This window comes from Mucilaginibacter rubeus, from assembly GCF_003286415.2.
Lineage (GTDB): Bacteria > Bacteroidota > Bacteroidia > Sphingobacteriales > Sphingobacteriaceae > Mucilaginibacter > Mucilaginibacter rubeus_A.
Genome location: NZ_CP043450.1, coordinates 6,166,970 through 6,185,331 on the forward strand (window position 1 = coordinate 6,166,970; position 18,362 = coordinate 6,185,331).

General features: G+C 44.5%; 22 protein-coding genes. 19 read left to right on the plus strand and 3 right to left on the minus strand.

What is annotated here, in order from left to right:
- Positions 1-3 precede the first annotated feature (3 nt).
- Entirely contained in the window at positions 4-1,200 is a 1,197-nt protein-coding gene (locus tag DEO27_RS24670; protein WP_112568437.1) for a DUF2062 domain-containing protein, read from the minus strand.
- Positions 1,201-1,563: 363 nt separating this feature from the next.
- On the opposite strand from DEO27_RS24670, the gene hutH reads away from it, so the two are divergent.
- The 18 genes from hutH to DEO27_RS24760 all read left to right on the plus strand — a co-directional run bounded on the left by hutH (position 1,564) and on the right by DEO27_RS24760 (position 16,519).
- Complete coding sequence (gene hutH, locus DEO27_RS24675) at positions 1,564-3,147, plus strand: histidine ammonia-lyase (protein WP_223818042.1); 1,584 nt, start codon at positions 1,564-1,566, stop codon at positions 3,145-3,147.
- Between the two features lie 32 nt (positions 3,148-3,179).
- The gene (gene fabG / locus DEO27_RS24680) at positions 3,180-3,908 is read left to right on the plus strand and encodes a 3-oxoacyl-ACP reductase FabG (RefSeq protein ID WP_112568435.1); all 729 of its coding nucleotides are present in this window, start codon (positions 3,180-3,182) and stop codon (positions 3,906-3,908) included.
- Positions 3,909-4,385: 477 nt separating this feature from the next.
- Complete coding sequence (locus DEO27_RS24685; RefSeq protein ID WP_112568434.1) at positions 4,386-5,606, plus strand: beta-ketoacyl-[acyl-carrier-protein] synthase family protein; 1,221 nt, start codon at positions 4,386-4,388, stop codon at positions 5,604-5,606.
- A gap of 10 nt (positions 5,607-5,616) precedes the next feature.
- Positions 5,617-5,874: an acyl carrier protein gene (locus DEO27_RS24690; RefSeq protein WP_112568432.1), complete on the plus strand. Its 258-nt coding sequence runs from the start codon at positions 5,617-5,619 to the stop codon at positions 5,872-5,874.
- The gene (locus DEO27_RS24695) at positions 5,874-6,752 is read left to right on the plus strand and encodes a lipid A biosynthesis acyltransferase (RefSeq protein WP_112568430.1); all 879 of its coding nucleotides are present in this window, start codon (positions 5,874-5,876) and stop codon (positions 6,750-6,752) included. Before DEO27_RS24690 ends, DEO27_RS24695 begins: the two co-directional genes overlap by 1 nt.
- Positions 6,749-7,174 carry a 3-hydroxyacyl-ACP dehydratase gene (locus tag DEO27_RS24700; RefSeq protein ID WP_112568428.1) on the plus strand — a complete coding sequence of 142 codons (426 nt, stop codon included), beginning with the start codon at positions 6,749-6,751 and terminating at the stop codon, positions 7,172-7,174. Before DEO27_RS24695 ends, DEO27_RS24700 begins: the two co-directional genes overlap by 4 nt.
- Before the next feature lie 8 nt (positions 7,175-7,182).
- Entirely contained in the window at positions 7,183-7,827 is a 645-nt protein-coding gene (locus DEO27_RS24705) for a hypothetical protein (RefSeq protein WP_112568426.1), read from the plus strand.
- 12 nt (positions 7,828-7,839) lie between these two features.
- Positions 7,840-8,265, plus strand: coding sequence for an acyl-CoA thioesterase (locus DEO27_RS24710; protein ID WP_223818043.1), 426 nt, complete (start codon positions 7,840-7,842; stop codon positions 8,263-8,265).
- 12 nt (positions 8,266-8,277) lie between these two features.
- Positions 8,278-9,417, plus strand: coding sequence for a beta-ketoacyl synthase N-terminal-like domain-containing protein (locus tag DEO27_RS24715; RefSeq protein ID WP_112568424.1), 1,140 nt, complete (start codon positions 8,278-8,280; stop codon positions 9,415-9,417).
- Position 9,418: 1 nt separating this feature from the next.
- A complete protein-coding gene (locus DEO27_RS24720; RefSeq protein WP_112568422.1) occupies positions 9,419-10,672 on the plus strand; it encodes an NAD(P)/FAD-dependent oxidoreductase in 1,254 nt (417 codons plus the stop codon).
- Between the two features lie 3 nt (positions 10,673-10,675).
- Complete coding sequence (locus tag DEO27_RS24725) at positions 10,676-11,308, plus strand: hypothetical protein (RefSeq protein WP_146749979.1); 633 nt, start codon at positions 10,676-10,678, stop codon at positions 11,306-11,308.
- 186 nt (positions 11,309-11,494) lie between these two features.
- On the plus strand, positions 11,495-11,758 hold the full coding sequence (locus DEO27_RS24730; protein ID WP_112568418.1) for a phosphopantetheine-binding protein: 264 nt from the start codon (positions 11,495-11,497) through the stop codon (positions 11,756-11,758).
- A 3-nt stretch (positions 11,759-11,761) separates the two neighbouring features.
- A complete protein-coding gene (locus DEO27_RS24735) occupies positions 11,762-12,961 on the plus strand; it encodes a beta-ketoacyl-[acyl-carrier-protein] synthase family protein (RefSeq protein WP_112568416.1) in 1,200 nt (399 codons plus the stop codon).
- A 3-nt stretch (positions 12,962-12,964) separates the two neighbouring features.
- Complete coding sequence (locus tag DEO27_RS24740; protein WP_112568414.1) at positions 12,965-14,014, plus strand: beta-ketoacyl synthase chain length factor; 1,050 nt, start codon at positions 12,965-12,967, stop codon at positions 14,012-14,014.
- The gene (locus tag DEO27_RS24745; protein WP_112568412.1) at positions 14,008-14,781 is read left to right on the plus strand and encodes a polysaccharide deacetylase family protein; all 774 of its coding nucleotides are present in this window, start codon (positions 14,008-14,010) and stop codon (positions 14,779-14,781) included. Before DEO27_RS24740 ends, DEO27_RS24745 begins: the two co-directional genes overlap by 7 nt.
- 157 nt (positions 14,782-14,938) lie before the next feature.
- Positions 14,939-15,562 carry a LolA family protein gene (locus DEO27_RS24750; RefSeq protein ID WP_112568410.1) on the plus strand — a complete coding sequence of 208 codons (624 nt, stop codon included), beginning with the start codon at positions 14,939-14,941 and terminating at the stop codon, positions 15,560-15,562.
- Positions 15,525-16,160, plus strand: a complete 636-nt coding sequence (locus DEO27_RS24755; RefSeq protein ID WP_146749978.1) for a hypothetical protein — start codon at positions 15,525-15,527, stop codon at positions 16,158-16,160. Before DEO27_RS24750 ends, DEO27_RS24755 begins: the two co-directional genes overlap by 38 nt.
- Positions 16,160-16,519: a 3-hydroxyacyl-ACP dehydratase gene (locus tag DEO27_RS24760; RefSeq protein ID WP_112568406.1), complete on the plus strand. Its 360-nt coding sequence runs from the start codon at positions 16,160-16,162 to the stop codon at positions 16,517-16,519. The genes DEO27_RS24755 and DEO27_RS24760 overlap by 1 nt, the downstream gene beginning before the upstream one ends.
- 174 nt (positions 16,520-16,693) lie before the next feature.
- On the opposite strand, the gene DEO27_RS24765 is transcribed toward DEO27_RS24760, so the two are convergent.
- Complete coding sequence (locus tag DEO27_RS24765; RefSeq protein ID WP_112568404.1) at positions 16,694-17,281, minus strand: DUF308 domain-containing protein; 588 nt, start codon at positions 17,279-17,281, stop codon at positions 16,694-16,696.
- A 116-nt stretch (positions 17,282-17,397) separates the two neighbouring features.
- Positions 17,398-17,994: a Crp/Fnr family transcriptional regulator gene (locus DEO27_RS24770; RefSeq protein WP_112568402.1), complete on the minus strand. Its 597-nt coding sequence runs from the start codon at positions 17,992-17,994 to the stop codon at positions 17,398-17,400.
- Positions 17,995-18,163: 169 nt separating this feature from the next.
- On the opposite strand from DEO27_RS24770, the gene DEO27_RS31620 reads away from it, so the two are divergent.
- Positions 18,164-18,337, plus strand: coding sequence for a hypothetical protein (locus tag DEO27_RS31620; protein WP_190295223.1), 174 nt, complete (start codon positions 18,164-18,166; stop codon positions 18,335-18,337).
- Positions 18,338-18,362: the final 25 nt, after the last annotated feature.

An 18,362-nucleotide genomic window follows, 5' to 3' on the forward strand; every position in this document is an offset into this window, starting at 1 on the left:
GAATTACAACGCGGGGACAGGCCTCCGCTTAAACAGCTTTAGTAACGCAAAAGTGAGCAATCCTGCTATAATACCTGCAAAAATTGCCAGCGAAATGCTGCCGTAAAGATATTGTTCCAGATGTTCGCCGATGGCTTTGATCGAAATTTTATCCAAAGGGATCTCCACATTACCGCTGCCCATCCACAAACTACCTGTTTTATAGCTCAAAAAAATGATGACCGGGATCATTGGCGGAAAACTAATATGCGCCGCGGTTATTACAATAGCCTTGTTAAGCCTGAATATAAAAGCCAGTGAAATAGCCACCAGCAACTGAAAACCCCAGATGGGCACAATCCCCATAAAAACGCCAAAGGCTACAGATCTAGCTTTAAGCTGCGGTGAATGCTCGGGGTTAAAGAACAGGTTTTTGAGCATCTGCTTCGCTTTTTTTTTATCAAAAAGGGTTCTGAAAAAGTCGCGGGGTTTGATGTAAGCGAATGTAATGATCACCAATACAGTGTTAAGCACACTGATGCGCGAGAAATCCTGAAAGGGGCGAAAATGCGATACCCGGGTTTCTTTCGGGGCATAGTAAACTTTTACCGGCACCCAATCTATCTTGATACCTTTCCAGGCGGCACGCACTATTACCTCTATCTCAAACTCGTATTTACGGGTGATGAATTTAGTGTTTTTGAGCAGATGAATTGGATACAAACGGTAACCCGATTGCGTATCCGGGCATTTGATCCCGGTCTCCACCCAAAACCAAAAATTAGAAAACTTATGTCCGAAACTGCTTTTCCCCGGCACCGATGATTGCTCCATATTGCGCGAACCAATGATCAGCGAATCCGGTTCCTGTTCCAGCTTTTCAATAAAAGCGGGCAGGTCGGCTGCAAAATGCTGCCCGTCCGAGTCAATGGTGATGGCGTGCTGATAACCATGTTCTGTGGCAAACTCAAAAGCTTTGCGCAAAGCCCAGCCCTTGCCTACATTTTGGGTATAGCTTACGGATTTAACCTGCGGAAATGATTGGATAACGGCCTGTGTGCTGTCGGTTGAGCCATCGTTTACTACAATAACCTGATCAGTATAAGCTAAAACATCGGCAATAACAGCGGCCAGCGTGCCCTCGTTATTATAGGTGGGTATAATAACGCATACCTGTAATTGTTTAAACTTTGCCTGTATAAGTTGTAAGTTATCCGTCATATAATCAATCGCACGTACCGGCTTCAGTCCAGGTTTTTATCAATGGGTTTTGTGGGTTTACGTTTAATGCTTTACAAAGTTATTCTTTCGGGTTAAATTAAACGTTAAATTTTTGTGTGGAAGTATGTTGTTTATTAAAAAGTATTTTGTCATGCTTCGTTCCTCAGGATGACAATCCCTCCACACCTAATGTTATCTTACCTTCACAGATCTCTATTTTCTTCCATTCAGCATGACAAAGCGTAAAGATTCATACAATACCCGTCGGCCAGAGGCCGTTTGATAGTTGCCACCCGGCTGGAGCCGGGCGGTGACTGTGTTATTTTCAAATCCGAACATTTACCTTATTTTCGCCCTGATTTTGTGGAAAAGAATAATCAAACCTTATTAAATAAAACTGCTGTGCCCATACTACAGGTTGGAGGAAAAGCCCTTACACTGGATGATTTTTACCAGGTAATTTTTAAAAACACCGCGATTGTTCCCAACGAACAGGCGCTCGAAAAGGTAGAGGCCAGCTTTAACTTTCTTGGCAATTTTTCATCCAATAAGTTGATTTACGGTATCAATACCGGCTTTGGCCCCATGGCACAATATAAGGTGAGCGATGAAAACCGGTTGCAATTACAGTACAACCTCATCCGCAGTCATGCCTCGGGCGGTGGCAATTTAATGCAGCCCCAACTGGTAAAAGCTTTAATGCTTGCACGGCTTAACAGCTTTATGCAGGCACATTCAGGTGTGCATCCCGAACTGGTGAACCTCCTTGCCGAACTTATCAACAAAAACGTTATCCCCTGCATATTTGAACATGGCGGCGTAGGTGCCAGCGGCGACCTGGTGCAGTTAGCCCACCTTGCCCTGGTACTCATAGGCGAAGGCGAAGTGATTTGCAATGGTGAAGTAAAATCAACTGCTTTTGTTTTTGAGCAACTGAATATTAAACCCTTGCAGATCCATATCCGTGAAGGATTGGCCATTATCAATGGTACATCGGCCATGACAGGGATTGGTTTGCTGAATATTATCCGTGCTAAAAAACTACTCGGCTGGTCGGTAATGCTCTCGGCTATGATCAACGAGGTTGTGGGCGCTTTTGATGATCATTATTCACACGAACTGAACAGGGTAAAACACCATACCGGGCAAAACGCTGTAGCGTCACAACTGAGGGAAATCCTGAAAAACAGCCAAATGACCCGCAGCCGGTCAGAGCATTTGTACAATCCCGAAAATATCGATCAGGAAGTATTTGAGGATAAGGTACAGGAATACTATTCGCTCCGTTGTGTTACACAGATCCTCGGTCCGGTTTATGACACCATTGCCCAGGCCGAACATGTGGTTGTAGATGAGCTTAACTCGGTAAATGATAACCCGGTTATCGATCATGAAAATCATAATATTTTTCACGGTGGCAATTTCCACGGCGATTATGTTTCGCTGGAGATGGATAAACTAAAAATAGCCGTTACCCGCGTATCCATGTTATCCGAAAGGCAGCTCAATTACCTGCTCAACGATAAACTAAATCAGAAATTTCCACCGTTTTTAAACCTGGGGGTGCTCGGTTTTAACTTCGGCATGCAGGGCATGCAGTTTACGGCCACCTCAACTGTTGCCGAAAATCAAACCCTTTCGTACCCAATGTACGTACACAGTATCCCAAACAATAATGATAACCAGGATATTGTAAGCATGGGCTGTAACGCGGCGTTATTAACCAAAAAGGTGATCGATAATAGTTTCGAGGTATTGGCGATACAGGCTATGACCCTGCTACAGGCCGTCGATTATCTTGATTGCGCCAACAGGCTATCAAACCAAACCAACAAAGTTTATACAGACTTAAGGGCTATTTTTCCTAAATTTATTGAGGATAAACCCAAATACCAGGACCTGCAACAAGTGAAAGCCTATTTTGAATCGGCCGAACTTATTTCCTGAATTATTAAACCTTTTAACACCAAAAATATCATATGAAATGTGCATTAGTAACCGGCGGCTCAAGAGGAATTGGCAGGGCCATTTGCTACAAAATGGCCGCCATGGGTTATTATGTGCTTGTTAATTATAAAGGCAACATTGATGAAGCCGACAACACCCTCGCCGAGATCAAAGCCAATGGCGGCGATGGAGAACTGTTGCAATTTAATGTGGCCGACAAGAACGATATCCAACAAAAATTAGGTAGCTGGATAGAAACCAATACCGAAAAGTACATTGAAGTTTTAATAAACAACGCCGGCGTTAAAGACGATGGCCTGATGATGTGGATGACGGACCAACAATGGGATGGCGTGCTGAACACCAGCTTAAACGGTTTCTTTTATGTTACCCGTCTGGTGTTAAACAGCATGCTGGTTAAAAAATACGGTCGCATTGTTAATGTGGTTTCGCTTTCGGGGTTGAAAGGCTTACCGGGACAAGTAAATTACTCGGCCGCCAAAGCGGGGGTTATTGGTGCTACCAAGGCATTAGCGCAGGAAGTTGGTCGCCGGGGTATAACAGTAAATGCTGTAGCCCCGGGCTTTATAGCTACGGATATGACTGCCGGGCTTGATGAAAAGGAATTGAAAGCGATGGTGCCGCTAAAAAGATTCGGCACACCGGAGGAGGTTGCCCATGCGGTAGGTTTTCTGGCTTCGCCGGAAGCCGCTTATATTACTGCCGAGGTGCTTTCGATAAATGGGGGATTGTATTCGTAAAGAAAGCAACCGAGGGACATGGGGCGGATAAAAGTCGCTTGGAAAACAAACAAAAACCATGTCATTGCGAGCGAAGCGTGGCAACCGCACGGAAGCAGATCCGCTCTGTATTGCATGCGATTGCTTCGTCGTTCCTCCTCGCAATGACATATTTTGCCCCTGCGCTCGTTTGCAAGAAAAAAGCCGCCGCTCGGCTCCAGCCGAGTGGCAACTATCAAGCGGCCTCTGGCCGCCGAAGCAAAGGAGGCCAGAGGCCTGGAAATAATTACCACTCGGCTGGAGCCGAGCGGTGGCAAATTGATTTAGAATAATTAACTCTTAATATTAACTTAATTATAAGCTATTAACATACAGGTATTTTAACCGCTTATATTTGAAACACTAAAGGAACGCGATACATACAAAAGCATTGAAGTTTAATTTTTTTGTATTTTTATCATATTTTGTTGACTATGTATTATCAGTTTTTGCTCAAATATGAATAGGGTTGTGATAACAGGGATGGGTATCTATTCGTGTATTGGGAAAAATCTTGATGAAGTTAAAGAATCCCTTTATACCGGCCGTTCAGGCATTGTATACGATGCTATCCGTAAAGATTTTGGTTACCGCTCAGGCTTAACCGGCGCGGTTGAAAAACCCAACCTGAAAGGTACGCTTGACCGCCGGGCTCGCATTATGCTGCCCGAACAAGGCGAATACGCCTACATAGCCACTATCGAAGCATTACAGCAGGCCGGTATCGACGCTGAATACATCGCCCAAACCGATGTGGGTATTTTATATGGTAACGATAGCACAGCCAAAGCTGTTATTGAAACTACTGATATCATTCGCGAGAAAAAAGACACCATGCTTATTGGTTCAGGTGCGGTGTTTCAAACCATGAATTCTACCGTTACCATGAACCTGGCTACCATATTTAAGCTTCGCGGGGTTAATTTTACCATCAGCGCGGCTTGCGCCAGCGGTTCGCATTCTATAGGCATGGGCTATCACCTGATCAAAAGCGGCATGCAGGATTGTATCATTTGCGGCGGCGCGCAGGAACTGAGCCATTATTCTATGGGCAGTTTTGACGCGCTTTCGGCATTTTCGGTACACGAAGCAGATCCCGCCAAAGCCTCTCGCCCGTTCGATCGTGACCGCGACGGACTGGTTCCGAGCGGCGGCGCAGCTACCGTAATCCTGGAAAGTTTGGACTCTGCACTGAAAAGGGGGGCTACCATTTTGGGCGAGATTGTAGGTTACGGCTTTTCATCAAATGGGGGCCATATCTCAAACCCAACGGTTGAAGGCCCTGTTCGCTCGCTTAATATGGCGCTGAAGGATGCCGGTATACAGGCCTCTGAAATTGATTATATCAACGCCCACGCTACCTCCACCCCTGCCGGCGACGCAAGCGAGGCCAAGGCTATCGACGAGGTTTTTGGCGATTATAAGCCATTAGTAAGCTCTACCAAATCCATGACCGGCCATGAATGCTGGATGGCAGGCGCGAGCGAGATCGTTTACTCGATGCTGATGATGCAAAACTCGTTCGTGGCACCCAACATTAATTTTGAAAACCCCGATGAAGATTCGGCTAAGCTTAATATCGCTACCGAAACCGTCGAGAAAAATATAGATACATTCCTGTCAAACTCGTTTGGGTTTGGCGGCACCAATTCGTCCCTGATTATTAAAAAGTATATTTAAACCAGCCATTATGCAAATTGAAGAGATCATTGAAAGAATCAACAGCTTCCTGGCCGAAGAATTTGAGGTTGATGCAGATAAAATGGTACCCACAGCAAACCTGAAAGAGACCCTCGACCTGGATAGCCTTGATTATATCGACCTTGTTGTTGTGATTGAAAGCAACTTTGGGTTCAAAGTAAAACCCGAGGATTTTACGGGCATTGTTACCTTCCAGGATTTTTACGATTACGTAGTATCACGCGTACAACCTAAGGAGCTTGCATAATGCCCGCCTGGCAGGGAAAGTCTAAAGGCAACACCCTTGGCTATCGCATTTTTGTAAGCGTTTTAAAAACTGCCGGTGTAATGCCGGCTTATTTTATGCTGAGGTTTGTAGCGCTTTACTACTTCCTGTTTTCGTGGCAAACATCCAAAGGCACGTATTACTATTTCCATAAGCGGCTCGGTTACGGCAAGGTAAAATCAATATTCAAGCTCTATCGTAATTACTACCTGTTTGGGCAAAGTATTATTGATAAGGTGGTGATCATGTCGGGCATTCCCAACAAGTTTACCTTTAATTTTGATGGGATAGATAACCTGAGGCAGATAGCCGCCATGAACAAAGGAGGTCTGCTGCTTAGCTCGCACATTGGCAGCTGGGAAATAGCAGGCGAACTGCTTGACCATATCAATACCCGCATTAACATTGTGATGTTTGATGGCGAGGACAGGCAGATCAAACAGTACATGGATTCGGTAACCGGCGAGCGGAAAATAAATATCATTGTGATCAAAAATGATCTGTCGCACATATTCCGGATCAATGCGGCGTTTCAGAACAATGAACTGGTTTGCATGCACGCCGACAGGTATATCGAGGGCAATAAAACCATAACACGGGAGTTTTTAGGTGAGGATGCGAAATTTCCCGCAGGCCCTTTTGTAATGGCCGAAAAATTTAAAGTGCCGGTAACATTTGTTTACGCCCTTAAAGAAAGCGCGTTGCACTATCATTTTTTTTCGAGTCCGGTAAAAGATTATTCAGATTTACCAAGAGGTAAAGGGATGGAGCAGCTTGCAGATGATTTTATCACCAGCTTTGAAAATAAGGTAAAAACGTATCCCGAACAGTGGTACAACTATTATAATTTTTGGCAATGATCTTACCAACACAGGATATTTTATCCCTGATTCCGCAACGCCCACCATTTGTGATGGTTGATACACTGGTGTCTTCATCTGATAATACCACGTTGACCTCGCTGCTGATACTATCAGAAAATGTATTGGTAAGTGACGGTGAACTAAGCGAAGCCGGCCTGGTGGAGAACATTGCCCAAACGGCTGCGGCAGGCGCCGGATATGCCGCACAGCAATTGGGCAAACCTGTGCAACCAGGCTTTATTGGCGCTGTAAAAAACCTGGAAGTTTTTGCTTTGCCAAAAGTTGGCGACATCATAGCAACCGAAGTAAAAATTGAGAACCAGGTTTTTGACGTTACCATCATCAAAGGAAGAGTTATCTGCAAAGGCTGTACGTTGGCCCAATGCGAAATGAAAATATTTATTCAACCCCAACAATAATATCAACCATGAAAAAAACCGCAATTAAACTGAGTTTACTTATAGTTTTACTAACCGCTTTCTTAAAACCTACATCAGCCCAAACCAAGGCAGAAGTCTTCGACAAAAAAACACCCGTTACCTGGCTGGGACTGGATTTTTCGCAGATGAAATTCATTGGTTCGGAGGCTGCTTACAAAGGCGAGGTGATCAATGCCGAATTTGTTGGCAAATACATCCCGGCCTGGGCCAATTTCTTTATCATCGAACCTAAAAAATACAATCCGGCCAAAGCAGTGCATCGCGACTCTGTTCATTTTGCCATGAACGTTACCGAAAAGGTGAACAACGCGCTTACCAAAAACTTTTTTGATACCAACCCTAACGACTTTAAAGTACTCACCGAAAAAGACATTGATGCCCTGGTTAAAAACTACGATTTCATGGGTAATAAAGGTATTGGTATGTTGCTGATTGTTGAGGGCATGGACAAAGGCCGTAAAGAAGCCGGCGCCTGGGTAACTTTCGTTAATATGAACGACAAAACCGTACTGTACACCGTATACCGTACCGGCAGCAGCTTTGGTTTTGGCTTTAAAAATTACTGGGCACACCCATGGTATGAGATCCTGAAAGATTTTGGTAAAGATTTCGACCTTTTCAAAAGATACTAAGCCAATAGCGTTTTGCAGCAATCTTTAATAAATACTATCGAAATAGAGGTCAAATTCAGCGATGTGGATATGCTGGGTGTGGTTTGGCATGGCAACTATATCCGCTATTTTGAAGATGGCCGCGAGGCTTTCGGCAAGCAATATGGCCTGGGTTATATGGATGTGTATAACGCTGGCTATGTTGTACCTATAGTTAACGTAAACTGCGATTATAAACGCTTTTTACGCTACGAGGATAAGGTGATCATCGAAACCAGCTATACCCCTACCGAATCGGCGAAGATCAATTTCACCTACCGGCTGCTCAACGCTCAAACCGGCGAGCTGATCGTTAAAGGCTCAACCGTGCAGGTATTTGTACGCCGCGAAAATTTTGAACTACAACTCACCAATCCGGATTTCTTTTTGGACTGGAAACAAAAACAAGGATTGATATAACACAACTCCACGATGAAGAAGGTTTTCCTTGTTGCCGATAATATTACCTCGCCGCTGGGCACTACGACTGCGCAAAACTTTGAGCACTTGGTTAACGACATTACGGGCGTAAGGCAACATTATGATAAAACCATGTCTGATGAGCTTTTTTTCGCATCGTTATTTGAAAAAGGATATTTTCAAACTGATGAGTGCTGGACAAAATTCGAGCATCTCCTTATCGCTTCGTTAACCGAAATCTTGTATGGAGTCGATAAAAATATATCCGACAAAAAAGCTGTTCTGATCATTTCTACCACCAAAGGCAATATCAGGCTGTTGGAAACTGAAGAACCAAGCCCGGAATTAGATGCGCGCATTGCCCTGCATACTTCAGCAAAAAAAATAGCCCGGCATTTTGGTTTTGTAAATGAACCTATAGTTATTTCGCATGCCTGTATCTCGGGTTTAGCTGCAATGATCACCGGAATGCGGTTAATCCAATCCGGGCAATACGACCATGTTGTTGTTGCCGGGGCCGATGTGATCTCAAAATTTGTATTATCTGGTTTTCAATCTTTCCAGGCTGTCAGTCCAGGCTTGTGCAAGCCTTTTGATGCCGACCGGGATGGGATCAACCTAGGCGAAGGTGCGGCTACTGTTATTCTATCAGCTGAAAAACCCAAAGGGGAAGCTATTGAATTAGTTTCCGGTGCGGTGAGCAACGATGCCAACCATATTTCAGGCCCATCGCGCACCGGCGAGGAATTATATTATGCCATCAATAAAGCGATGGATACGGCAGGCTTAAAGCCGGAAGCAATTGGTTTTATATCGGCCCATGGCACCGCGACCCTCTATAACGACGAAATGGAAGCAAAGGCCGTAACGCTGGCGGGTTTGCAAAATGTTCCGCTCAACAGCCTGAAAGGATTTTATGGGCATACGTTAGGGGCTTCGGGCTTGATAGAAGCTATTATTTCAGCGCAATCGCTGAGGCAAAATACTATTATACCAACAAAGGGCTTTAGCAAGCAGGGCGATGCTAACCCGGTAAATGTTTGCAGTCAATTGATGTCAAAGCCGCTCAGCAATTGCCTTAAAATAGCATCGGGCTTTGGGGGCTGTAACGCGGCTATAATTTTAACCAAATCACAACAGGATATTTCATAACATGAATACAGAACAGGTAGACGTATTGATAATAGGTGCCGGTCCGGCGGGAACGGTAGCCGCATCCATTGTACACCAGGCAGGTTTTAAGGTAAAAATTGTAGAGAAACAGCTTTTCCCCCGCTTTGTAATTGGCGAAAGCTTACTGCCACGCTGCATGGAAGCATTATCCGAAGCAGGTTTTGTAGATGCCGTAAGCGAAAAAGGCTTTCAGCAAAAGGCAGGTGCCAAATTTGTGAAAGAGAGCAAGATCTGCGATTATCAATTTGCCGATCAATTCACTCCCGGTTGGAACTGGACCTGGCAGGTGCCCCGCGCCGATTTTGATAAAACATTGGCCGATACAGTCGAAAAGATGGGTGTGCCTGTTCATTACGAAACTACCGTTGCCAACATCGTTTTTAACGGTCAGGATTCGGTAACTACTGTTGAAGATAAAGAGGGTAACCCAACTGAAATCTCCGCCCGTTTTATTATCGACGGCAGCGGCTACGGCCGGGTGATCCCCAAACTGTTTAACCTCGACAGGCCGTCAACCCAGGTTCCACGCAAAGCGCTTTTCGTGCATACGGTTGATAAAAAACGATCAATGGCCGATGAGCCAAACCGCATTACCATCGTGGTTCATCAGCCCGGCGTTTGGATCTGGATCATCCCTTTTGCCAACGGCATTACCTCGCTTGGCTTTGTGGGCAATCCGGAGTTTTTTAAACAATACGAAGGTACCGACGAGGAAATTCTGCGTGGCTTAATCGCGTCGCAGCCTTACTTTGCCGGGCGTTTTGAGGATGTGGAGTTTGTCTTTGCGCCAAGGGTTTTGGAGTCATGGTCGGCCACTACTGATAAGTTTTATGGCGATGGCTTTGTGCTCACGGGCAACGTTACGGAGTTCCTTGATCCGATATTTTCGTCAGGCGTAACGCTGGCAACGGTGTCGAGCCAGACAGCAGCCAAACTGGTGATCCGCAAATTGAACGGAGAAACCGTGGATTGGGACAAAGAATACATGCAGCATATGATGCAGGGTGTAAATACCTTCCGCTCATATGTTACCTCATGGTATGAGGGCGTGCTGGATACCATATTTTTTGCAGACAACCAGGACCCGCTTGTTAAAAGTCAGATCTGCTCGGTATTGGCTGGTTATGTTTGGGACCTGGATAACCCGTATGTTAAAAATCACGAAACAGCATTACATAAACTGGCCCGCACCATTACGTTAAGGGATCTGGTAGCAGCCGATAAAGCCGAATAAATTTTGCCGGAACAATATTACATATCGTCCCATTGTAGTATCAGCAATAACCTTGTTCGTTATAATAGCGAAGTTGTGTTTGAGGGTATAGAGGGTGATATTCCCGCCTTTTTGTTGTCGGTTTACCAGCACCTTGGGATAAAATATCCCAAGTTTTATAAAATGGATAACCTGTCAAAACTGGGCTGGCTTGCCGCCGAGGTTTTGCTGAAGGATTTCGATAAGGTTAAATATTTACCGACTGACATCGGCGTGGTATTAACCAATGCAAGTTCGAGCCTTGATGCCGATAAGCGGTATTTTGAGTCGGTACAGGATATTGCAAGTCCGGCATTGTTTGTTTATACCTTGCCCAATATTGTTATTGGAGAGATCTGCATCCGTCATCATTTTAAAGGCGAAAACGCTTTTTATATTTTTGAGCGGTTCAATGCCGATTTCATAAGCAGCTATGTTTCGGTTTTACTGGAGCCAGGGCAACTACAAGCCTGCATCTGCGGCTGGGTGGAAATGACTGCCACAGGCTATAAAGCCGTTTTGTTTTTGGTGGAGAAAGACGAAAAAGAAAATTCGATACTTTTCGATGCGGTAAGCATAGAAAAGCTGTTCATTGCCGTTGGTTTTAACCAACGGTAAAAAGAACTGAAAAACCCCGGCTTTAGCCGCACTATTAAAGCGGTATTTTGGCTAAAGCCCTTTTGTTCCGGATAAATACTCCGTTGGTTAAAACCAACGGCAATGAATTAAATAACAGATGATACTAAAGACGAAGTCTAATGGACTTCACAACAGAAAATATTAATAAAATTTACAGTACAGCAAATGGATAAATTAATAGCCGATCTGAAAGAGCAGATCATCGAACAGTTGAACTTACAGGATGTGAAGCCAGAGGATATCGGTGATGATCAGGCGCTTTTTGGTGATGGCTTGGGACTTGATTCGATAGACGCGCTGGAGCTAATTGTATTGTTGCAGCAGAAATACAAAGTAAAACTCTCCAATGCAGAGGACGGCCCGAAAATCTTCCGTTCGGTACGTACCATTGCCGAGTTTATTGAAAGTAACAAGATCCCGAACGCCTAAGCAATGGATCAACCTGTTTTTATAGCCGGCTTAGGGGTAATTTCGGCCATAGGTAATACTGTGGCTCAAAACCTGCTGTCGCTTGAACAGGAAAAAACGGGCATTGCCCCTATCCGGTACCTGGATACCGAACACCGGGATGAATTTCCGGTTGGCGAGGTTAAACTAAGCAATGATGAGCTTGCGGAACTGTCGGGATTTAAACCCGGAATCAGCCGCACGGCTATGCTGAGTTTAATCGCCGTACGGGAGGCTCTAACCGATGCAGGGATCGCCAATCTTGCAGGCTTAAGAACAGGCTTCATTTCTGCAAATACCGTTGGCGGCATGGATAAAACCGAAGATTTTTTCAGGGATTTTTTAAGCGATAATGCCAAAGGCAGGTTACGCAACGTAGTTAACCACGAATGTGGAGCAGTTACCAATTTAGTTGCAGATCAACTGGGAATCCGGCATTATGTGAGTACCATCAGCACGGCATGTTCTTCATCGGCCAACGCCATTATGTACGGTGCAAGGCTCATCAAAAATAACATGCTCGATGTGGTGATAGCCGGAGGTACAGATGCCCTAACCCGTTTTACGCTTAATGGCTTTAATACCCTTATGATATTGGATAAGCAGCCTTGTCAACCATTTGATGCCAATCGCCGTGGCCTTAATCTCGGCGAAGGTGCAGGCTATGTAGTACTGGTGTCTGAGCGAATAGCGGCATCGCTTAAAAAAGAATTGTATTGTACTTTAAGCGGCTATCACAATGCCAATGATGCCTATCATCAAACAGCATCATCGCCTACGGGAACAGGATCATTACTGGCGATGGAAGGGGCATTAAAAAGAAGTGGTTTGCAACCTGCTGATATCGGTTATATTAATTTACACGGTACAGGCACACAAAATAATGATAGTTCGGAAGGGGCGGCTATCAGCAAGCTGTTTGCAGGGCATACTCCCAAAATGAGCTCTACCAAAGCTTTTACCGGGCATACGCTTGGAGCCAGCGGTGGTATTGAAGCCGTATTTTCGGCTCTGTCGGTACAGAGTAGTTGGGTATACTCTAATCTTCGTTTTGAAACTCCTATTGAAGGATTTCCCTTTACGCCAGAAACCCGCTTTTCATCACAGCCGGAAATAAAACATGTACTATCCAACTCGTTCGGGTTTGGCGGCAATTGTTCATCATTAATATTTTCAAAACTATAGGCGATGTACATCAGGGCAGCAAGTAATATATCGCCACAAAACACTTTCGGTAATCAGCCGTTCCTTCAGGACCTGGCCGAATACAACGGCGACAGGCTTAGCTGTATCGAACCGGATTATAAAGCCCTGATCGATCCCAAACTCATCCGCCGCATGAGCCGCATCATTAAAATGGGCGTAGCCGCCGGAATGGATTGTTTGCATCAAGCCGGGATCCAAATACCCGATGCCATCATCACCGGAACTGCTTATGGCTGTTTGGAAGATACCAATACTTTCCTGGGTAAAATGGTGCAGCAAAACGAAGAAGCGCTTGCCCCTACCGCGTTCATCCAATCAACTCATAATACCATCAGCGCGCAGATAGCATTGTTACTGCAATGCCATCAATACAACAACACATTTGTAAATGGCGGAGCATCATTTGAAAACGCGTTACTTGATGCCATGATGCTTTTGTACGAGGGAGAGGCCTCCAACGTATTAGTTGGTGGCATAGACGAAATTACCGCTAACAGCCACGCCATTTTAAAGCGCACGGGCTTATATCGCAGACAACCGGTCTCAAACTTTGAACTGCTTAATACTCCCGGTAAGGGAACCATGGCAGGCGAAGGTTCAGCGTTTTTTATCTTAAGCAAGGAAGCCTCCGGTGCTGATTGGGCTAAAATTGATGGTGTATCCAGCTTTTATAAACCGCGTAATACTGCTGAAATAAAGCAACAGATCAGCATCTTTTTGCAAAGCCAAAACACCAATATCCATGAGATAGACCTGGTAATAACCGGCAATAACGGGGATTTAAAAAATGATGCTGTTTACGGGCAATTGCAGCAATATGATTTTGCGAATGTGCCCGCGATTAATTACAAAGCCCTCTGTGGCGAATACCCAACCTCTTCTGCGTTTGCAATGTGGCTGGCTGCCCATGAAATTAAAAATGGCACCTGTTCATTTGTACCAGAAAGCGAAGAAATTCCGTTAAAGAAAGTGCTCATTTATAATCACTATCAAAATATCCACCACTCGTTAATCCTGCTTTCGGCATGCTAAACTTCAGGAATACCAATATCCTTTTTATTGGCCTGCTGGGGTTAATAATCTGGCAGCACATTACAGAAGGGGTATCATGGTGGAGTTACCCGGTGCTGATCTTTGTTTACTCGCTGATATTGTTTTACGGATGCTATTATATTGGCTCCAACTTTTTTATGCGGGTGATGTGTTCGCTTAAAACAAACAAAAAAATCATCGCCATTACTTTCGATGACGGGCCGGATGCCGCGGCTACCCCTCAGATCCTGGATATTTTAAAACAGCATAACACCCTGGCAGCATTTTTTTGCATCGGCAATAGGATCCAGGACAATGAAGCTATTGTAAAACAAATTCATGAACAGGGCCACATTATCGGCAACCATAGTTTTTCACATCATTTTTGGTTCGATCTGTTTTCTTCAGCCAAAATGCTCGATGACCTGCTTCAGGCCAACCAGCTGGTCAGGCAGACCATCAATTTAAGCCCGCTATTGTTCAGGCCACCTTACGGAGTGATCAACCCCAACCTTAAAAAAGCAATTTTAAGAAGCAGGGCGATACCTATTGGCTGGAGCGTACGATCAATGGACACCGTTATTAGTGATCCTGAAAAACTATTAAAAAAGATCACCCGCCGCTTAAACCCCGGAGCAATTTTCCTGTTTCATGATACGGGAACCGCAACAATTTTGGTATTGCCCCTGTTTATTGAACAGGCCAAAGCAAAGGGCTACGAGATAGTGCGACTGGATAAAATGCTAAATTTACAGGCTTATGTGTAAAGAAATAACGATACCAAGCTCCCCTCTCGAGAGGGGGTGCGAAGGCAACGAGCGGCAGCAGGGGTGTGTTCCTGCGATTGGCTTATCAAAGCAGAAACACACCCCTACACCCCTCTCAAGAGGGGAATCGCGCGGGCCCCTGCTTTTTAAATTGGCAATGATTTTAGTTGCTGTTATTTGTCTGACTTTTAACGCCCAGGCTCAACACGCAGGCTACACCCAACTCTCTGATCTCACCAAATTCAAACAGCAGTTTGCCGAAGTTGCCGCGAAAACAAACAGCATTAAAAGCGATTTCACCCAGGAAAAAAACCTGAGCATGCTATCGGAAAAGATTACCTCAAAAGGAAAATTCTGGTACCGGAAACCCAATATGCTGCGGATGGAATATACCCAGCCATTCAGTTACCTCATGATCCTGAATAAGGATAATGTATACATTAAAGACGGTCAAAAGGAAAACAAGGTATCCACCCGTTCAAATAAAGTTTTTAAACAGATCAATAAAATTGTGGTCGATTGCATCCAGGGCACAGCCCTTAACAGCGGCGATTTCAAATCGGCGGTTTATGAAAACAAGGGCACGTACCTGGTTTCGCTTTCGCCGGTTAACAAACAACTGAGCGATTTTTTCAAAACCATTGAAATCACCGTAGATAAAAAAGATTATTCGGTAAACGCCATCGAAATGCTGGAAAGCTCGGGCGATAGCACCATCCTGCATTTCACTAATAAAGAGATCAATGCCAATATTCCGGATGCGCTTTTTGCTATTAAGTAGTTGCTTGCTCGTGCTGGCCGGCTGCTCATCGGTTTACAAAAACCTGAAACCGGCAGAGGGCAACATACGTGAGATCAAAAAATTCGCGCCCGATTTCACCAACGTACTTTATAAAACCGAGGTAGATGTTGTAGGCGGTCACCATTTGAGCGGACTTCTGCTTATTAAAACCCTGCCCGATAAAAGCGTACGCATGGTATTCAGTAATGAGATGGGCTTCAAATTCTTCGATTTTGAGTTTAAACCCGCCGGCGGCTTTAAGGTATACTACATCATTAAGCAGATGGATAAACGTCCGGTGATCATCACCCTGCAAAAAGATTTTGAACTGATAATGATGCGTAAACAAAACCCGGAAATAGGTTATATGCGTAAGGATGATAGTTTATTATACTATGTTTTCCCGCAAGAAAAAGGCGCTAATTATTACATTACCAACCAAGCAGGAACAGAACTCATCCGTATGGAGCGCTCATCCGACAGGCAACCTGTAGTGCAGGCCATTATGCATGATTTTCATGATGGCATTCCCGATACCATAGGCATCAGCCATAAAAACTTTAAATTTAATATTGGCCTCAAACGCCTTAAACGATAATGCTCAAAGATACCTTTTTTACTTTCAGCACTCCTGAATTTGATGGCGGTTTGATTAAAACCACCATTACCCTTAACCCGGCGCATGATATTTTCAAAGGGCATTTTCCGGGCAACCCTGTTGTGCCGGGCGTATGCATGATGCAGATGATTAAAGAGATATTGGAGAGCTCTTCGAATAAAAAGCTAAAGCTTATTAAGGCCGATAACATCAAGTTTCTATCGTTCATTGATCCTAATCAACACGAGCAGGTTGGGTTGGAGATCAAGATCAGCTTGCTTGATGAGCAGCTTAAAGCGGATGCGCAGTTGGTGAATGAAGGAGTTGTATTTTTGAAATTTAAGGGAATTTTTCAATAGAAATATGCCACTCCTTAATTCCCTCCCTGGGGAGGGGTGCGAAGGAAACGAGTAGTGGCAGGGAGGGGTTTATCCGCCTTATTTACCGAATAAGCATATTGAAGAAACCCCTCCCTACACCCTCCCAGGGGAGGGAATCGCACATCCCCCGCTCTCGTTGGCTAATGTTAACTATTATTTCTGCCCAACCGCTTTCGCACTTTTACCTAACCTGATAGCCGCTAATAAGTAATAAAAAGCGCCGAAGGCCGAATATCCTGCCAAATTCACAATACCCATATTAGGCGAATGTGCCATGGCGATGAATGATACGCCAGCAAGCATGGACTGGCCGCCGCTCAGTATCATTGGCCACTGGCCGCCAAATTCTTTCCGTCTTTTTAAACCCAATACCAGCTGGATCAACCCTGTTAATAATGCCCAGGCCCCAAATACAATTAAGGCCGCAGGTACGCCTTTGGTTATAGCAAAACCTACTGTCAAGGTAGTAACAATACTGATGGCAACATTGACATACTGCGGTGTTAAGGATGTACCATTACCCTTATTGGCGCGGATATCGAGGAATGTACCTACAACATCCCACAGCGGGTAGATCACCAACAGTACTACAGCTGCTGTGTAAGACGTTTTGGCTAACAAGGCTACCAATAATACCCAGGTAACTGAAAATGCTACCCTGATAAAATAAAGTTTGCGTAGCTCGCGCGCTGTATTAGCCGCGGCTGATGTTTCTATGATCAATGTTTTATTTGCTGACATGATTTTCAATTTTTTGTTTGTGTCTTGTTTGATGAAGCAAAGTTGGGCACAAAACGAAGCAGTAATTTTCACCTGGGTGAAAACTACAGAGGGCATTTGTCAGCGGAATTTCGTTTTTAGGGCTTTTGCTGCGATAACCGCTTTTTGATGCGGGTAAGCGATGGGTTTTTTATGCCGAGGTAGGATGAAATGTGATATGCAGGAATACGGCTTACAATATTGGGGTGCTGGGTTATCATTTTTAAATAACGTTCTTCGGCGGTATTGAACATAAATTCTTCGGTACGGGCCTGCGATTGGTTAAAGAATAATTCGGCTATCAGGCGACCGAAGCGTGGCCAGCCGGTTGGCGTGCCATAAAGATACTGCAGGTCGTTGTAATTGATGGAGATGATCTCGGCATCTTCCATAGCCTGGATATAATAAGCGCAGGGATACTGATTGACAAAACTCCGGAAGGATACCAGGAACTGCCGCTCAGAGAAAAAGTAGATATTCTTTTCTTCCTGCGTTTCGGGATGTACATAGTAGATCCGGAACAGGCCTTTGGTAATCAGCGCCAGATCGGTACATACAATGTTCTGCATGTTAAAAAAATCGCTCTTCTCAATTTTACGGGTGCGCCAGTAAGGCAAACTGACGTTGACATCGTTTGCCGATAGCTCGGCAAACTTGCCAAGCAAATCGTTCAATACTTCCTGTTTTGATTCCATACTGTTAACAAAGCGTAATCATTCCAAATATCGGCACAAAAAACCACAGTAATTTTCACCTGGGTTAATAACATGAGGTTTTATTTTCTTATTTTACAATCAAACTAAATTGAACAAAAAACAATCACCCAATCAATCAACATCATGAAGAAAATAAATACATCTCCCCATGTTAGTGAGTTTGATAGAGATAACCCTCTTCCTGGCAGCCATTATCCTGGCCGTGTCGGGTCCCCGAAAAAGCAAAAAGAAAGACAGTAACATCAATCCGGACGCGCATTTGCGTTCTGAATATTACGTTACCGAAAACGGGGGATTGGAACATGTAAAAAGCGAAATCTAATACCAGGCCAAGCCTCCCGAAACAT

What these genes read in the sequence shown, in the direction of transcription:
- DEO27_RS24755 (WP_146749978.1), top strand. Translation starts at nt 15,525, where the DNA reads ATGCCAATATTCCGGATGCGCTTTTTGCTATTAAGTAGTTGCTTGCTC.
- DEO27_RS24760 (WP_112568406.1), top strand. Translation starts at nt 16,160, where the DNA reads ATGCTCAAAGATACCTTTTTTACTTTCAGCACTCCTGAATTTGATGGC.
- DEO27_RS24695 (WP_112568430.1), top strand. Translation starts at nt 5,874, where the DNA reads ATGCCCGCCTGGCAGGGAAAGTCTAAAGGCAACACCCTTGGCTATCGC.
- DEO27_RS24720 (WP_112568422.1), top strand. Translation starts at nt 9,419, where the DNA reads ATGAATACAGAACAGGTAGACGTATTGATAATAGGTGCCGGTCCGGCG.
- DEO27_RS24765 (WP_112568404.1), bottom strand. Translation starts at nt 17,281, where the DNA reads ATGTCAGCAAATAAAACATTGATCATAGAAACATCAGCCGCGGCTAAT.
- DEO27_RS24670 (WP_112568437.1), bottom strand. Translation starts at nt 1,200, where the DNA reads ATGACGGATAACTTACAACTTATACAGGCAAAGTTTAAACAATTACAG.
- DEO27_RS31620 (WP_190295223.1), top strand. Translation starts at nt 18,164, where the DNA reads ATGTTAGTGAGTTTGATAGAGATAACCCTCTTCCTGGCAGCCATTATC.
- DEO27_RS24750 (WP_112568410.1), top strand. Translation starts at nt 14,939, where the DNA reads ATGATTTTAGTTGCTGTTATTTGTCTGACTTTTAACGCCCAGGCTCAA.
- DEO27_RS24730 (WP_112568418.1), top strand. Translation starts at nt 11,495, where the DNA reads ATGGATAAATTAATAGCCGATCTGAAAGAGCAGATCATCGAACAGTTG.
- DEO27_RS24685 (WP_112568434.1), top strand. Translation starts at nt 4,386, where the DNA reads ATGAATAGGGTTGTGATAACAGGGATGGGTATCTATTCGTGTATTGGG.
- DEO27_RS24745 (WP_112568412.1), top strand. Translation starts at nt 14,008, where the DNA reads ATGCTAAACTTCAGGAATACCAATATCCTTTTTATTGGCCTGCTGGGG.
- DEO27_RS24735 (WP_112568416.1), top strand. Translation starts at nt 11,762, where the DNA reads ATGGATCAACCTGTTTTTATAGCCGGCTTAGGGGTAATTTCGGCCATA.
- DEO27_RS24690 (WP_112568432.1), top strand. Translation starts at nt 5,617, where the DNA reads ATGCAAATTGAAGAGATCATTGAAAGAATCAACAGCTTCCTGGCCGAA.
- DEO27_RS24705 (WP_112568426.1), top strand. Translation starts at nt 7,183, where the DNA reads ATGAAAAAAACCGCAATTAAACTGAGTTTACTTATAGTTTTACTAACC.
- fabG (WP_112568435.1), top strand. Translation starts at nt 3,180, where the DNA reads ATGAAATGTGCATTAGTAACCGGCGGCTCAAGAGGAATTGGCAGGGCC.
- DEO27_RS24715 (WP_112568424.1), top strand. Translation starts at nt 8,278, where the DNA reads ATGAAGAAGGTTTTCCTTGTTGCCGATAATATTACCTCGCCGCTGGGC.
- DEO27_RS24740 (WP_112568414.1), top strand. Translation starts at nt 12,965, where the DNA reads ATGTACATCAGGGCAGCAAGTAATATATCGCCACAAAACACTTTCGGT.
- DEO27_RS24770 (WP_112568402.1), bottom strand. Translation starts at nt 17,994, where the DNA reads ATGGAATCAAAACAGGAAGTATTGAACGATTTGCTTGGCAAGTTTGCC.
- DEO27_RS24700 (WP_112568428.1), top strand. Translation starts at nt 6,749, where the DNA reads ATGATCTTACCAACACAGGATATTTTATCCCTGATTCCGCAACGCCCA.